The 14,306-nt window shown below is 68.9% G+C and carries 15 protein-coding genes; 6 read left to right on the forward strand and 9 right to left on the reverse strand.

Annotation, left to right across the window (positions count from 1 at the left end; genetic code table 11):
- Nucleotides 1-9 precede the first annotated feature (9 nt).
- Together HWX76_RS12460 and HWX76_RS12465 are read right to left on the reverse strand one after the other, a co-directional pair.
- Entirely contained in the window at nt 10-792 is a 783-nt protein-coding gene (locus tag HWX76_RS12460; RefSeq protein WP_050013626.1) for a DUF1266 domain-containing protein, read from the reverse strand.
- Nucleotides 786-2,084, reverse strand: a complete 1,299-nt coding sequence (locus HWX76_RS12465) for a hypothetical protein (protein WP_050013625.1) — start codon at nt 2,082-2,084, stop codon at nt 786-788. Before HWX76_RS12465 ends, HWX76_RS12460 begins: the two co-directional genes overlap by 7 nt.
- 88 nt (nt 2,085-2,172) lie before the next feature.
- On the opposite strand from HWX76_RS12465, the gene HWX76_RS12470 reads away from it, so the two are divergent.
- The 3 genes from HWX76_RS12470 to HWX76_RS12480 all read left to right on the forward strand — a co-directional run bounded on the left by HWX76_RS12470 (nt 2,173) and on the right by HWX76_RS12480 (nt 4,408).
- Nucleotides 2,173-2,541 (forward strand): hypothetical protein, encoded by a 369-nt coding sequence (locus HWX76_RS12470; protein WP_124630045.1) that lies wholly within the window; start codon nt 2,173-2,175, stop codon nt 2,539-2,541.
- Between the two features lie 154 nt (nt 2,542-2,695).
- Nucleotides 2,696-3,871, forward strand: a complete 1,176-nt coding sequence (ampC, locus tag HWX76_RS12475; protein WP_050013624.1) for a class C beta-lactamase — start codon at nt 2,696-2,698, stop codon at nt 3,869-3,871.
- Between the two features lie 243 nt (nt 3,872-4,114).
- Nucleotides 4,115-4,408: a hypothetical protein gene (locus tag HWX76_RS12480; protein ID WP_050013623.1), complete on the forward strand. Its 294-nt coding sequence runs from the start codon at nt 4,115-4,117 to the stop codon at nt 4,406-4,408.
- 1 nt (nt 4,409) lies between these two features.
- Here the strand turns inward: HWX76_RS12480 and HWX76_RS12485 are convergent, their stop codons facing one another.
- Nucleotides 4,410-4,754, reverse strand: a complete 345-nt coding sequence (locus HWX76_RS12485; protein WP_176015977.1) for a DUF4148 domain-containing protein — start codon at nt 4,752-4,754, stop codon at nt 4,410-4,412.
- A 331-nt stretch (nt 4,755-5,085) separates the two neighbouring features.
- On the opposite strand from HWX76_RS12485, the gene HWX76_RS12490 reads away from it, so the two are divergent.
- Together HWX76_RS12490 and HWX76_RS12495 are read left to right on the forward strand one after the other, a co-directional pair.
- Nucleotides 5,086-6,105, forward strand: a complete 1,020-nt coding sequence (locus HWX76_RS12490) for an aldo/keto reductase (protein WP_050013622.1) — start codon at nt 5,086-5,088, stop codon at nt 6,103-6,105.
- Nucleotides 6,106-6,122: 17 nt separating this feature from the next.
- Nucleotides 6,123-6,308 (forward strand): SRPBCC family protein, encoded by a 186-nt coding sequence (locus tag HWX76_RS12495; RefSeq protein WP_256975844.1) that lies wholly within the window; start codon nt 6,123-6,125, stop codon nt 6,306-6,308.
- Nucleotides 6,309-6,386: 78 nt separating this feature from the next.
- On the opposite strand, the gene HWX76_RS12500 is transcribed toward HWX76_RS12495, so the two are convergent.
- From HWX76_RS12500 to HWX76_RS12520, 5 genes are all read right to left on the reverse strand, one after another.
- Nucleotides 6,387-7,292 (reverse strand): LysR substrate-binding domain-containing protein, encoded by a 906-nt coding sequence (locus HWX76_RS12500; protein WP_050013619.1) that lies wholly within the window; start codon nt 7,290-7,292, stop codon nt 6,387-6,389.
- Nucleotides 7,293-7,397: 105 nt separating this feature from the next.
- Nucleotides 7,398-8,180 carry an ABC transporter substrate-binding protein gene (locus HWX76_RS12505; RefSeq protein ID WP_050013617.1) on the reverse strand — a complete coding sequence of 261 codons (783 nt, stop codon included), beginning with the start codon at nt 8,178-8,180 and terminating at the stop codon, nt 7,398-7,400.
- Nucleotides 8,181-8,220: 40 nt separating this feature from the next.
- Nucleotides 8,221-9,657, reverse strand: a complete 1,437-nt coding sequence (locus HWX76_RS12510) for a (2Fe-2S)-binding protein (protein WP_176015862.1) — start codon at nt 9,655-9,657, stop codon at nt 8,221-8,223.
- Nucleotides 9,654-9,953 (reverse strand): (2Fe-2S)-binding protein, encoded by a 300-nt coding sequence (locus tag HWX76_RS12515; RefSeq protein WP_176015863.1) that lies wholly within the window; start codon nt 9,951-9,953, stop codon nt 9,654-9,656. The genes HWX76_RS12510 and HWX76_RS12515 overlap by 4 nt, the downstream gene beginning before the upstream one ends.
- Nucleotides 9,946-11,070 carry an FAD-dependent oxidoreductase gene (locus HWX76_RS12520; RefSeq protein ID WP_176015864.1) on the reverse strand — a complete coding sequence of 375 codons (1,125 nt, stop codon included), beginning with the start codon at nt 11,068-11,070 and terminating at the stop codon, nt 9,946-9,948. Before HWX76_RS12520 ends, HWX76_RS12515 begins: the two co-directional genes overlap by 8 nt.
- Nucleotides 11,071-11,219: 149 nt before the next feature.
- On the opposite strand from HWX76_RS12520, the gene HWX76_RS12525 reads away from it, so the two are divergent.
- Complete coding sequence (locus tag HWX76_RS12525) at nt 11,220-12,134, forward strand: LysR substrate-binding domain-containing protein (RefSeq protein ID WP_089490124.1); 915 nt, start codon at nt 11,220-11,222, stop codon at nt 12,132-12,134.
- 64 nt (nt 12,135-12,198) lie between these two features.
- Here HWX76_RS12525 and shc read toward each other — a convergent pair whose 3' ends face one another.
- Complete coding sequence (gene shc / locus HWX76_RS12530; protein ID WP_124630047.1) at nt 12,199-14,259, reverse strand: squalene--hopene cyclase; 2,061 nt, start codon at nt 14,257-14,259, stop codon at nt 12,199-12,201.
- Between the last annotated feature and the right edge of the window lie 47 nt (nt 14,260-14,306).

Consider the following 14,306-nt stretch of genomic DNA (forward strand, 5'->3'; position numbering starts at 1 on the left):
TATCGGCGGTCATGACGAAACGGGTTGGGGGTCGAAGATGCGGTAGCGCTTCCACGGCAGCGAAAGCCAGTTTCCGGACGGATTGCGCAGGTATTCGCGCACTTCCTGCGTGGCGCGCGACGACGCGGGGCCGTCCTGGCTGCTGCCGCGCAGCCACTGCTGGCGTGCCCGCGCATACGCGAGCCCGAAGTCTTCCCAGCTGTCGAAGCTGTCCTGCGCGCGCTGCGCATTGAGCAGCAGCACGATCCACGCGTGCTGTTCGGACGCCCAGCCGAGCAGCGCGATGCAGCGCACGAGAAACGCGGTGCGCGCGCAATCGAACGCGAGTGCGTCGCGCACGCGCCCGACGGCGGCGAGCTGTTCGTAGAAGCCGTCGTGCGAGCGGCCGACGCCGCGAATCCAGCCCGCGAGGATCGACGGCACGCGCTGCACGATCTGCCACTCGGGCAGGTCGGCCGGCAGGTCGAGTTCGCGCCGTACCTGGCGCGCGAGCTGTTCGCGCTGCGCGTCGGGCAGCGCATGGACGAGGTCGTCGCAATCGCAGCGCAGCCCGTTGCGGATCAGCAGGATGTCGGCGAGCGCGAGCGCCCAGCGGCGGCGGTTCGGCGGCGCCTGCTCGGCCTGCGCCTGCGCGAGCCTGACGGCCGCGGTTTGGCGCACCGGCACCGTGCTGTCGGCGCCCGCGGCCTGGTCGGCGTCGACTTCGTGCACCATCCGTGCGGCGACCCGGAACGCGCGCCACACGTACCACGCGAGCCCCAGCACGGCCGCGCCAAGCAGTAGTTTCAGCATGACGCGCTCCCGTCCGTCGGCGCAGGCAACGCGAACGCCGCGCACAGCGCGGGATCGATCGCGATGCCTTCGATCTCGAATGCGGTCGCGGCCGGCGGCGCGTCGGGTGCGCGCGCGGCCGGCAGTGCATCGGCCGGCAACGCATGGCGCGCGGCCGCCGCGACGGCCGGATCGATCTGCCGCAACTGGCCGAGCGCATACGGTGCATTGCGCAGCAGCAGCCATTGCAGCACGGCCGGCGGTTGCTCGAAATGCTCGATCAGGTGGAAGTTCTCGCTCATCACGCTCAGCAGATGGTCGGACGAGCGCACGTCGGTGACGAAGGTCCACGCGCCGGTGGCCGCACCCGGCGCATCCGGTTCGAACACGAGGCCCATGCCCTCGCAATCGGGATGACGCTCGCCGCGCGGCGCGAGCGCGCGCAGGAACTGGCGGACGTCGTCCGCATAGCGGCGCACCGGATGGCGGTTCTGCTTGCCCTTGATCTGGTCGATGCGCAGGCCGTCGCCGCTCGCCTGCAGGCTGATCGTCACGTGCGGCTGGTTGCCCGCGCCGCGCAGTGTGAAGAGGCGCAGCCGGCCGTCCCGTGCGGCTTGCGCGTACTGCTCGCCGTAGCCGCCGCGCAGCCGGCGGCGATCCGCGAACTGGCCGAGACAGTGCTGCATGTAGTACGACTCGTACGCGAGTTCCTCGCGCAGCGCCGGATGATCGCCGACGAATTCGAACACGATCCCGTTCGGCGTGCGCAACACCTCGCGCAGCGCGAGGCCGCTGCTCGGCACCCAGCCCTTGTCGCGGCGCGCCTGCATCCGCTGGTGCTCGCGCTCCCACATGTCGAGCGCCATCGCGCAGGTGATGCGTTGCAGTTTCTGCGCGAGCCGCGTGCCGGCACGCGAGCGCAGGAATTCGACCAGCACGCGTTCGCGGTCGATCAGCAGCATGTGCTCGGGATCGATGAAGTAGAGCGGCGGCGGTTCAGCGGCGGGCGGCAGCGCCGCATCGGGCGTCGGGCCGGATGCCGGAGATGCCGATTGCGCGCGGAACCGGCGCACGAGCCACTCGGGCGCCGGCCGGTCGGCGCCGGCAAGCGCGCGGTAATCGGCCAGCGAAGCGAGCGGCTGCGCCTGCTCGAACGCCCCGACGACCCAGCGGAAGAAATGGTTGCCGAGCCACGCGAGGATCTCGGCCGGATCGCCGCGCTCGGCGCTGCGGCGCGCGATGGCCGCCTTGATGTCGGGCGCATTGACGACATCGCGCGGCCGATAGGCCGACGCGGCCACGGTTGCGGTCACGGGCTCACTCTCCGGTCGGGCAGGGCGTGCGCAGGCGGTGTGCGCGGGACCCTGGCGGTTCTTCTGGCTCAACGACGAAACGGCGAACGTGCGCGCGCAGCAACGCGGCGGCGTCGCGTATTTCGGTTCAGGTCGGTCGGTGCGTGAAAATCACGCGACCACACGGGAGCCGACGACGCGGGAGCGGGCGATCGGGAAAGGGCGATTCATTGTTTCTCTCAGGATGGGTTTTATTTTTTGCTTCCGCGAGTCTACTTCGATCCATGCGGATGAATCAATCGCGCCGCTGGCCGGCGCCCGCGGATCTGACAAGACTTATCTCTTTTTCGTCGATTTTCGATACGGCGCCAATCGGTGGCCGGATTCGATGCTGTTGAAACCGACAGGTTTTCCTGAAAAACGGGCATGCGGCTCCGAGCGGGGCGCGGCCCCATCCTGCTTGCCGCGTATCTCATAAGTTTTTCTTTCGGCTCGCGCAACATATCGTCGATTGTTGGCGGCCGGGCGGTAGCGGATAGTCCTGCTTCGACAGGCCGGCCGACGCGCGCTGCGCGCGGCGCGGCCGCATCCGTTGTCCATGCAACCATTAGAAAAGGAAAGGAACCGCACCCATGCGATTCAACGCGACACGCTTCGCCGCGACCCTGTTCGTCGCCGCATGCGCGACCGCCACGGCCGGTCGCGCGGCCGCCGTCACGCAGGACGCGCTCCACGACACCGTCACGCGCCAGGTCGCGCCGCTGATGAAGCAGTACGCGATCCCTGGCATGGCGATCGGCATCGTCGCCGACGGCAAGCCGTACGTGTTCGACTACGGCGTGATGTCGAGGCAAACCGGCAAGCCGGTGACCGGCGACACGCTGTTCGAGATCGGCTCGGTCAGCAAGACGCTGACCGCGACGCTCGCCGCGGACGCGCAGGAGGGCGGCGAACTGTCGCTCGCGGACCCGGTGGCCAAATATCTGCCCGAGCTGCAGGGCAGGCCGTTCGGCGTCGTGACGCTGCTCCAGCTCGGCACGCACACGCCGGGCGGGACGCCGCTGCAGGTGCCGGACAGCATCCGCGACGACGCGGGCCTGATCCGCTATCTCGACGCGTGGCGGCCCGAGTATGCGCCGGGCACGCACCGCACGTATTCGAACGTCGCGATCGGCATGCTCGGCTGGCTCACCGCGAAGGCGACGCACCAGGATTTCGCGACGCTGATGGCGCAGCGGCTCTTTGCCGCGCTCGGGATGACGCACACGACCATCGACGTGCCCGCCGCGCGCATGGCCGACTATGCGCAGGGCTACACGAAGGACGGCAAGCCGGTGCGGATGACGGAAGGCATGCTGTGGCAGCCCGCGTACGGCGTGCGGACCACGGCGGCCGACCTGCTGCGCTTCGTGCAGGCGAACATGGAGATGATCCCGACGGCGCCGCGCCTGCGGCGCGCGATCGAACGCACGCACACCGGCTATTTCCGCGCGGGGCCGCTCACGCAGGATCTGATCTGGGAACAGTATCCATACCCGGTCGCACTGCCGACGCTGCTCGCGGGCAACGCGCCGAAGATGCTGTTCGATGCGGTGCCGGCGAGCGCGATCCAGCCGCCGCTCGCGCCGAACCCCGCGACCTGGATCAACAAGACGGGGTCGACCGGCGGCTTCAGCACGTACGTCGCGTTCATTCCCGCGAAGCGGATCGGAATCGTGATGCTCGCGAACGGCAATGTGCCGATCGAGGATCGCGTGAAGGTCGCGTACCGGATTCTCGGGTCGCTCGGCGACGCCGACGCGCGGTAACGTTGGCACGCGCGTGTCCGGGCACCGGAGCGCTGGAGCCGCGTGGCCAGCGGCACGCGATCACGGCCGACGGCTGCACGCTGGTCGAAGAAGGATTCGTCTGACACGGCCGATCATCCCGCCGCGCGCAAAACTGTTTGAGTGATTCACGCCTTCCGCCGCCGGCGCCGGCCATCGATACTGCGACGCAAGACATCTCGCGGGACGTGCGCCGCATGGCCCGTCTCGCTCCCGGAGCAACGAATGAAAGGCATCGGGATCTTCGTGAGGCGCATGGCGCCGGACGGTCCGAAGTATCGTGTGCGGCGCGCGGCGGATAAACCGATGAAGCGGCATAAGAACTTGTACTGCGCAGTCACGAATCGCAGCCCGCAACGGCGACGCGCGAGCGGTTTCGCGGAGCAGGGCAAGGGGGCGGAAGTGCAGCGACGGCGCGCGGCCCGAATGCCTGTTCAGGCGATTCGGGCCGGCCATGCGGAGGGGACGGACGAGCGGGTGCGCGTATCGAAAGGCGTGCTCTCGTGCGCGCCGACGTGACTCAATGACCGCGATAGATCGAGTCGCGGCCGTTGATCATCATCGCGCGGCCGGATTCGCTGGTGGTGCGGGGTTCGCTGCCGTAACCGGTTTCATCGGTGAGCGGGGCGGCGTGCGGCGCTGCCTGCGCGACGGCGTTTTCGCGCACGCGCTTTTCGGCGGCAACGATCGCGGCCGGATACTGGTTGTGATCCAGCGCCGGCGTGTAGCCGACGGCCGCGAGGCGGGCCATCTCGGCCTTCACTTCGGCACGGGTCGGTTGATGGTCGGCCGGTTGCGCGAACGACAGCGCCGGTGCGGAAAGGATCAGGGCGGCGAGGGTGGAAGAAACGAGCGTTTTCATCATGGGTACCTGTGTGGTTGAGTGAGCCGCAACCAACGCCGACCGCGTCGATGTCGTTGCGAGTGCACCCAATATAGGTATCGCGGCAGCCGGGAAAAATGGCCGCCCGGCCAAATCATTTTTGATCCTGAGTCATGAATCGAACGTGAATTCGGTCGGCAGCCTTGCCGGTCGGGCCGTTCGCCCGAACAGCGCGCCGCAGCCGCGGATCGAAACAGGCCGCTGATCGCCCAATCAGACCTCGCGGGACTCAACTGTGTCGAATTCCGTCTTGGACAGACTTAACCCGCGTGCCTAGACTGAACTCGCTTTCCATCTTTCCCTGGAGAAAATCGTGAGTCTCAAAGACAAGCTGCCCGGCAACAAGATCCTCGGTTTCGGTACCGCCCCGCTCGGCAACATGTTCCGCAACATCCCGGACGCGGAAGCCGCGGCTACCGTCGAAGCCGCGTGGCAACACGGCATCCGTTATTTCGATTCGGCCCCGTTCTACGGCGCCGGCCTCGCGGAAATCCGCCTCGGCGACGCGCTGGCGAACCATCCGCGTGACGAATACGTGCTGAGCACGAAGGTCGGCCGCCTGATCCTCGACGAAATCGAAGACGTGTCGGCGCGCGATCTCGGCGAAAAGGGCGGCCTGTTCGAACACGGCCGGCCGAACCGCATCGTCAACGACTACTCGGCCGACGCGACGCTGCGCTCGATCGAGGACAGCCTGAAGCGCCTGCGCACCGACCGCCTCGACATCGTGTGGGTGCACGACATCGCGCAGGACTTCTACGGCGACGAATGGCTCGCGCAATTCGAAGTGGCGCGCAAGGGCGCGTTCCGCGTGCTGGGCAAGCTGCGCGAGGAAGGCGTGATCAACGCATGGGGTCTCGGCGTGAACCGCGTCGAACCGATCGAGCTGGTGCTCGACCTTGCCGAACCGCAACCGGACGGCATGCTGCTGGCCGGCCGCTACACGCTGCTCGATCACGAGCGCGCGCTGCAACGCGTGATGCCGGCGGCGGCCGCGCGGAACGTCGGGATCGTCGTCGGCGGCCCGTACAGCTCGGGCGTGCTCGCGGGCGGCACGCATTTCGAATACCAGAAGGCGTCGCCGGACATCCTCGCGAAGGTCGACCGGATCAAGGCGATCGCCGCGCGTTACGACGTGCCGGTCAAGGCTGCCGCGCTACAGTTCTCGATGTCGCATCCGGCCACCGTCGCGGTGATTCCGGGCGCGAGCCGTCCGGAGCGAATCGCTGAAGACCAGGCGGCGCTGAACGTGGCGATTCCGGCGGACTTCTGGCGCGAGATGCGCGAACAAGGTCTGATCGCGGCCAATGCGCCGCTGCCGACCGAGCGTTGATCGTGAAGGGTGACGACATGGCGCAGGCCCATGCAGGTATCGAGATCGCGGCGTCGGCCGACACGGTCTGGCAACTGATCGGCGGCTTCGGGTCGCTGCCCGGCTGGCTGCCGTACATTCCGGCCAGCGCGCTGAGCGAAGGCGTCGCATCTGTGGCACGCGTCGATCACGGGTCGCGCACCGCGCATCAAAGATCAGGGTAGCGAAGCAATCGGCACCGTCTTCACTGGCGCGCAAGGCGTCGCGCTGCAACAACGCCCCGCGCTTTCATGGATTCAATTTCAGACTGCCGCGACGACCTCCTCGCCGGTCAGGATCTCGCGAAAGATGCCGACCAGCGGCCGCAGGTTGACCTTGTGCCACGCGGCCCACAGCGGCGTGCGATAGCTGAACCACGGGAGCTCGCGCAGCACGACGCCTTCCGGCACCTGGTGACGCAGGCTCTGCTGGATCATCGTCACGCCGAGCCCCGCGGCCACGAGGCCGAGCGCCGCGAGCGGCTCGGTCGCTTCCACCGAAATGTCCGGCGAGAAGCCGGCCTTCGCGCAGGCCGCGACGAATGCGCCGTGACGCGGCGCACTGTCCTGCTGCGTGACGCCGATCCATGCCTGCGCGGCGAGATCGTCGGCGACGAGCGTCTTTTTCTTCGCGAGCGGATGCCCGTCGGGCATCGCGAGCAGCATCGGATCATCCAGCACCTTCGTCGATTCGAGTTCGGGATCGTCCGACGCGGGCGGCTCGGTGACGAGCGCGATGTCGAGGCTGCGCTCGCGCAAGCCTTCGAGCTGCGCGGCCGATTGATAGTTGTACAAAGCGATGTGAACGGACGGGCGCCCGGCGCGCAGCGTTTTCAGCGCGCGCGGCAGCACGCCCGAGTGCGTGGCCGTTTCGAGGTAGCCGATGCACAGGCCGCCTTCGTCGCCGCGACCGAGCCGGCGCGCGAGCGATTCGAGCCGGTTCGCGTGGCGCAGGAACGCGTGCGCTTCGCTGAGGAACGTGCGCCCGTCGCGCGTCAGGCGAATGCGCTGCTGGCTGCGTTCGAACAGCGTGAGGCCGAGCTTTTCCTCGAGCTGCGCGATCTGGCGGCTGAGCGGCGATTGCGAAATATGCAGGCGTTCGGCGGCGCGGCCGACGTGTTCCTCTTCCGCGACCGCGATGAAGTACTGAAGCTGGCGGATGTCGAGCATGTCAGACCTTATCGGACTCAAGATTGACAGATTATGTCCTGAAAGGACTTATCCGCTCAACCTGGAGACGGTTCGACGCTAACCGAACCGAGCCCGTATTCGCCGTCAGTTCCCGTACATGTCGAAGTCGAAGTATTTCGACTGGATCTGGTTGTACGTGCCGTCGCTGCGAATCTGCGCGATGGCGCGATTGAGTGCGTCGCGCAGGTCGGTGTCGGCCTTGCGCACGCCGGCCGCGTCGCCGTTGCCCATGATCTTCGCGTCGTACACCACGCCGCCCGCGAACGAGAAGCCCTTGCCGCGCGGTGTCGCGAGGAACCCGAGCTGGCCTTGCACGGCATCCATCAGCACGCCGTCGACGCGCCCGGTGACGAGATCCGCATACGCCTGGTCGTAGCTCGGGTACGGCACGACCTCGACCTTCGCGGCCGCCCACTTCTCGCGCGCGTAGGTTTCCTGGATCGTGCCCTGTTCGACCGCGACGCGCTTGCCGGCGAGCTTCGCCGCGTCCGGCAGCAGCCCCGACCCGGTGCGCGCGATCAATCGCGTCTGGTTGCGGTACAGGCGATCGGTGAAGTCGATCTGCTGGCGCCGCTGCTCGGTCGCGGCCATCGACGACAGGATCACGTCGAACTTGCGCGCCTGCAGCCCCGGAATCAGCCCGTCGAAACTGCTCGACACCCACACGCATTTCGCCTTCAGCTTCGCGCACAGCGCGTTGCCGAGATCGATGTCGAAACCCTTCACGCTGCCGTCGGTCGCGGTCGACTCGAACGGCGGGTAGGTCGGATCGACGCCGATGCGGATGGTCGTCCATTCCTTCGCCGACGCCAGCGACGCGAAGGCCATCGCGGCGGCGGAAAGGAGAATCGTGAGGCGCGTCTTCATGGTCAGGCTCCGTTCGTGTGGGGAAGAGTGGGCGGGCGCGTCAGCTCGGAAATTCGCCGCGCTGAAAATCGTTCGACAGGTCGAGCGCGTCGGCCATCTCGCCGACGGTGACCGGCTTGATCGGCGCGCGAATCCGGTAGTGACCGACGTCGCCGACGCTGCGCTGCTGCACGTCGGCGATCAGTTCGCCGACCGTCGTGCCGCACCAGCGTCCCTGGCACGGGCCCATCCCGCAGCGCGTCAACGCCTTCATCTGGTTCGGCCCCTGGCAGCCGCGCGCCGCGAGCTGGCGGATTTCGCCGGCCGTGACTTCCTCGCAGCGGCACACGATCGTGTCGTCGTCGGGGCGGCGCAGCGCGGCGGGCGGCGTGTACAGCGCGTCGAGCAGCGGGCGCACCGCGAGATGGCGGCGCAACGCGTGCAGCACCGGGCGTTCGCGTGCGGCCTGGCGTTGCGCGTCGAGTGCACCGAGTCGCGCGGCGATGTCGAGCGCGGACACTTCGCCGGCGAGCGCCGCCGCCCGCGCGCCGCCGATGCCCGCGCCGTCGCCCGCGATCCACACGTGCGGCACGCTGCTGCGGCCGCGCGCGTCGCACTGTGGCCGCCAGCACGCCGACGATTCGTCCCATGCGTGCGCACAGCCGAGCGAACGCGCGAGCTGCGTCGACGGAATGACGCCCTGATGCAGCAGCACGAGCGACGTGTCGAGCGTTTGCACGACGCCCTGCGCGTCGCGAAAGCGGATGCGTTCGGCGCGGTCGTCGCCGTCGATGCGAATATCGGTCGCGCGGCGATACACGGGAATCCCGGCATCGCGCACCGCGCGCAGCATGCGCCAGCCCTTGAGCAGATAGTCGGCGCCGCGCAGCGCCGGCAGCGCATGCGGGAGCGCGCGGCGCCACGCGTCGCGCGGCGTCGTGTCGATCAGCGCGCGCACGCGCCGGTCGGCATTCAGCAATTGCGCGGCGAACAACCACAGCAGCGGGCCGCTCCCCGCGAGCACGGCGTCGGCCGATGGTGCGAGGCCCGACGCTTTCAGCAGCGTCTGCGCGGCGCCGACGCCCATCACGCCGGGCAACGTCCAGCCCGGCACCGGCCACGGCCGCTCCTGCGCGCCGGTCGCGATCAACACCGCACGTGCGCCGATTTCGAGCGTGCCGCGCGACGGGCTGCTTTGCGTGAGCATCGCGACGGGTTCCGGCTCGAACGCGATTTGCCACACGACGCTGCGCGGCAGGTAATGCGCGCCGCTCGCGAGCAGGCCGTCGACGAGCGGGCGGCCCGCCGTGTAGTCGGCGCCGAGCCATTGCGCGAGCGGCGCCGGCGCGTCGGCCACGTTGCGGTAGATCTGGCCGCCGGGCGCGCGCCCTTCGTCCGCGACGACCACCGACAAGCCGGTCGCACGCGCGGCAGTCGCCGCCGCCATCCCGGCCGGCCCGGCGCCGACGATCAGCAGGTCGCACTGGCGGCGCGTCATGCGAGCCTCGCCTTGCCGTGCATCGTGCGCACCTGCATGCCGTCGGCGACGGGCGTCATGCAGCCTTGCACGTTCGGCACGCCGTCGACGTCGACGAGGCAGTCGAAGCACACGCCCATCATGCAGAACGGGCCGCGCGGCGCGCCGCTCACCGCGCTCGTGCGGCACGCGGCCGAACCGGCGGCGAGCATCGCGGCCGCGACGCTGTCGTGCGCGGGCACGTCGTGCTGCGTGCCGTCGATATGGATGCGCACGCGTTCGAGCGTCGCGGCGGCGGGAACGAGGGATTCAAACATGCCGGGCCTCCGTGGGCGCGGCGAAGCGCGCGGTGGTAAAGGCGGACAGGTCGGCCGGCGCGGCGCCGCCGGCGATCCACGGCGCGACGAGATCGGCGTGGGTCGCCGCGAGCGTCACGCCGCTGTGGCAGATCGCGATGAACGCGCCGGGATACGTGGCCGACGCCTCGTAGACGGGCAGGCCGTCGGGCGTCATGATGCGCAGCGCGCCCCATGCGCGCACGATGCGTGCATGGGCCAGCGCCGGGAATGAAGTGCGCGCGCGGCGCGCGATGTCGACCATTGCGGGCCGCGTCTGCCCGTCGTCGAAGCCGACGTCTTCGGCCGAGTCGCCGAGCATCACCGACCCTTCCGATGTCTGGCGGACGACGAGCGTCGGATAGTCGAGAAACGGCGCGAGGCGCTCGGTGACCATGATCTGGCCGCGCAACGGCGAGATCGGTGCGCGCAGGTCGACCATCGGCGCGAGCCGCGCGTTGTCGAGGCCGGCCGCGAGCACCACGCGCCCGGCTTCGAGTTGCGCGTCGCGCGTGTCGATCTCGAAGCGCCCGGCGCGCGGGCGGATCTCGGCGACTTCGCTGCGCGGCAGATAGACGCCGCCGCACTGCTGGAACGCGTGCAGCATCGCGCGCAATGTGTAGAGCGGATTCGCGTGACCGTCGTTCGGCGACCACAGCGCGCCGGCCAGCGATGGCGACGCCGCGGGAATGCGCCGCCGCAGCGCCGCGGGATCGAGCACCTCGTACGACAGCGCGGCGTCCTGCCGGCGCAGCGATTCGAGCAGCTCGGTCGCGCCGTCGAGCTCCGCGCGATGCTCGAACAGCTCGACGCCGCCCGGGCGTTCGAACGCGCAGTCCACGCCCGTTTCGCGCTGCAACTGCGCGGCGAATGCGCGCCAGCGCGCCGACGATTCGCACGACCAGCGCGCGTACGGCAGGCAGCGGCCGCCTTTGCCCTGCACCCACACGAGCCCGAAATTGCCGCGCGCCGCGCGAAACGCGATGTCGTCGCCGTCGCACACCGCGACGCGCTGGCCGAGACGCGCGATGCCCCACGCGATGGCCATGCCGACGAGACCGCCGCCGGCCACGACGACGTCGAAACGGCGCACGGTCATGCGCGACTCCGGTGTCGCGGGCGAGGCGGTTGCGTGTTATATCCCATGGCGGCGCGGCTCCTTGCTTTCAGTACGTTGCGGAACCAATGTTCGGACAGGCAAAATGGGCTGTCCAATACAGCTTGATCAACGACCCATAATCCAGTGTTATGACCACGCCTTCGCTCAGGATTCGCCAGATCGAAGCGTTTCGCGCGGTGATGCAGCGCCATACCGTCACGCGCGCGGCACGCGATCTCCATATCTCGCAGCCGGCCGTGAGCCGGCTGATCGCCGATCTCGAGGCGCGGATCGGCTTCGTGCTGTTCGAGCGGCAGCAGGGGCGCTTCACGCCGACCGCGCAGGCGCGCGTGCTGTACGAGGAGGTCGAACGCGCGTTCGTCGGCCTCGACCGCGTCGCGCAGGCCGCCGAGCAGATCCGCGCGATGCGGCGCGGCACGCTGCGCGTGGCCGGTTCGCCCGCCGTCGCGCTCGACCTGCTGCCGGAACTCGTCACGCGCTTCTCGCACGCGCATCCGGGTGTCGACATCACGCTGCTCGCGCACAGTGCGTCCACCGTCGTCGACAAGGTCGCGTCGGGGCAATGCGACGTCGGGCTGATCGCCGAACCCGTCCCGCATCCGGCCGTGCGCGGCGAGCGGCTCGCGGAAAGCGCGATGTGCTGCGTCGTGCCGCGCGGGCATCGGCTCGCGCGCAAGCGCGTCGTGCAGCCGGCCGACCTGCGCGACGAATCGTTCATCTCGTTTCCGCCGAGTTTCGAGGCGCGCAGCGCGATCGACCGCGTGTTCGTCGAAGCCGGCGTGTCGCGCGTGCTGTCGATCGAGGCGCAGCTGTCGCGGACGATCGTCGCGTTCGTCGCGAACGGCGCCGGCGTCGCGCTGATCGATCCGGTGACCGCCGCATACGCGGGCCCGCGCGTGGTCGTCAAGCCGTTCGAGCCGGCCGTGCCCGATCACTTCTACCTGGTGACGTCCGCGTCGCAGCCGCTGTCGATGATCGGCGACGCGTTTTGCGCGGATTTGCGCGATGCGTTCGCGAGGATGCGGGCGCCGCGCGACGCGTAGGCAGGAAGGGGACGGGAGTCGTTTTGAGCGCGCCGGACGCCGTCACGCGTGCCGGCGCTCCGGCTCAGGCGAGCGCGCTGTCCGTTGCGCGTGCGGCGGGTGCGCCGGACGCGGACGACGTGGTTGCGCCCGCATCCTTCGCGCCCGCCAGCCGCCGATAACGCGCGAGCGCCCACAGCGGGAAGTACGCGGTATAGCCGTGATACTTCAGGTAGAAGATGCGCGGAAAACCCGGCGCATTGTGCGAGCGGTGCCACCAGAAGCCGTCTTCCCGCTGCACCGACTGCAGGTACGCGATGCCGCGCTTCACCGAATCGGATTCGCAGTCGCCGAACGCCATCTGCGCGAGCAGTGCCCACGCGGTGCAGTTCGACGTGCTCTCGCCGCCGTTCGTGCCGGCCAGCGTCGGATCGAGGTAGCTGTCGTTCGTTTCGCCCCAGCCGCCGTCCGCATGCTGCCGCGTACGCAGCCAGTCGAGCGCGCGGGCGATATACGGCTGCGACTTGTCCTCGCCGGCGAGCGCGAGGCCGGCCAGCACGCTCCACGTGCCGTAGAGGTAGTTTGTGCCCCAGCGGCCCCACCAGCTGCCGTCGGGCTGCTGCGTGCGCTTCACGTAGTCGATCGCGCGCGCGAGCGACGCGCGGTCGTCCGCGCGCTTCGTCACGCCGAAGCACAGCAGCACGCGGCCCGATACGTCCTCGGTCGGCGGATCGAGCAGTGCGCCGTGATCGGCGAACGGAATCGCGTTCAGGTACATCCGGTCGCAGTCCGCATCGAACGCCGCGAAGCCGCCGTTGCGCGATTGCAGCCCGCGCATCCAGTCGAGTGCACGGGCGACGCGCGCCGCATACGGGTTCGTGCCGTCCGCATCGCGATGCGTGCGGCCGCGGCGATCGAGCATCGCGGTGACGAGCGCCGTGTCGTCGATGTCGGGGTAGTACGGGTTCGCATACTGGAACGCCCATCCGCCCGGTTCGACGTCGGCCGGGACGTTCTCGATCCAGTCGCCGCGCAGGTCGTTCACCTGCCGCTCGGCGAGCCAGTCATACGCGCGTGCGATGCGTGCATCGAGCTCGCGCAGCGCGCCGGGCGCTTCGCCGGCTTCCGGCGCCGCGACACCGCGCGCCTGTTCGAGCGCCATCGTGCTCCACGCGGTGTCCCACACCGGCGACAGGCACGGCTGGCAATACATGCTGCCGTCCGGCCGCGTGACCAGCAGCTTCTCCAGCGCGTTTTCGCAATCGCGCCGCAGCGGATGGTCGTCCGGGTAGCCGAGCACCTGCATCATCTGGTAGCTGTACACGATAGGCGGGAAGATGCCGCCGAGGCCGTCCTCGCCGTTCATCCGTTCCGCGCACCACGTCTCCGCATACCGGATCGCGCGCTGCCGCAAGCGCTTCGGCAGCAGCGGCTCGACTGGGCGGACCATGCGGTCGAGCGCGAGGAACAGCCGGCGCATGCCGCGAGCGGGCGGGAAGTACTCGCGCTCCTGTTCCGGCGGCGTGACGAACAGCTCGCGGATCGACACGTTGCGCGGATTGCGCGCACGCGCCTTCAGCGAGCACAGCACCAGCAGCGGCACCATCGTCGTGCGCGCCCAGTACGCGACCTTGTACATCGAGATCGGCACCCACTTCGGGAACAGCACGAATTCGATCGGCATGAACGGTGCCGCGCGCCACGGCACCTGGCCGAACGTCGCGAGCAGGATGCGCGTGAACACGTTCGAGCGTGCCGCGCCGCCGAGCTTCAGGATTGCGTCGCGCGCGCGGGTCATGTGAGGCGCCTGTTCGCTGTCGCCGGCCGCCTTCAGCGCGAAGTACGCCTTCACGCTGCACGACACGTCCGGCGCGCCATCGACGTACAGATCCCATGCGCCGTGCGTGTCGAGCCGCTGGTTCGCGCGCAGGTAGCGCGCCATCTTCTCCTGGCGCACGTCGTCGATCTTGTCCATGAAATGCATCATCAGGATGTATTCCGCGGTGATCGTCGCGTCGGATTCGAGTTCGAAACACCAGCTGCCGTCGGGCTGCTGAAGGCGTACGAGTGCGTCGCGTCCACGGGCGATTGCAGTGTCGAGCGCGGACCAGGGAGAGGGGGCCATTTTGTTCATGCGGCGGATCATACCATCCAGCCGGAATGTTTATATCGACACGCCTGGATGCTACCATC

Origin of the sequence: Burkholderia sp. BCC0398, assembly GCF_902833245.1 — a bacterium.
In the GTDB taxonomy this organism is placed as follows: Bacteria; Pseudomonadota; Gammaproteobacteria; order Burkholderiales; family Burkholderiaceae; genus Burkholderia; species Burkholderia sola.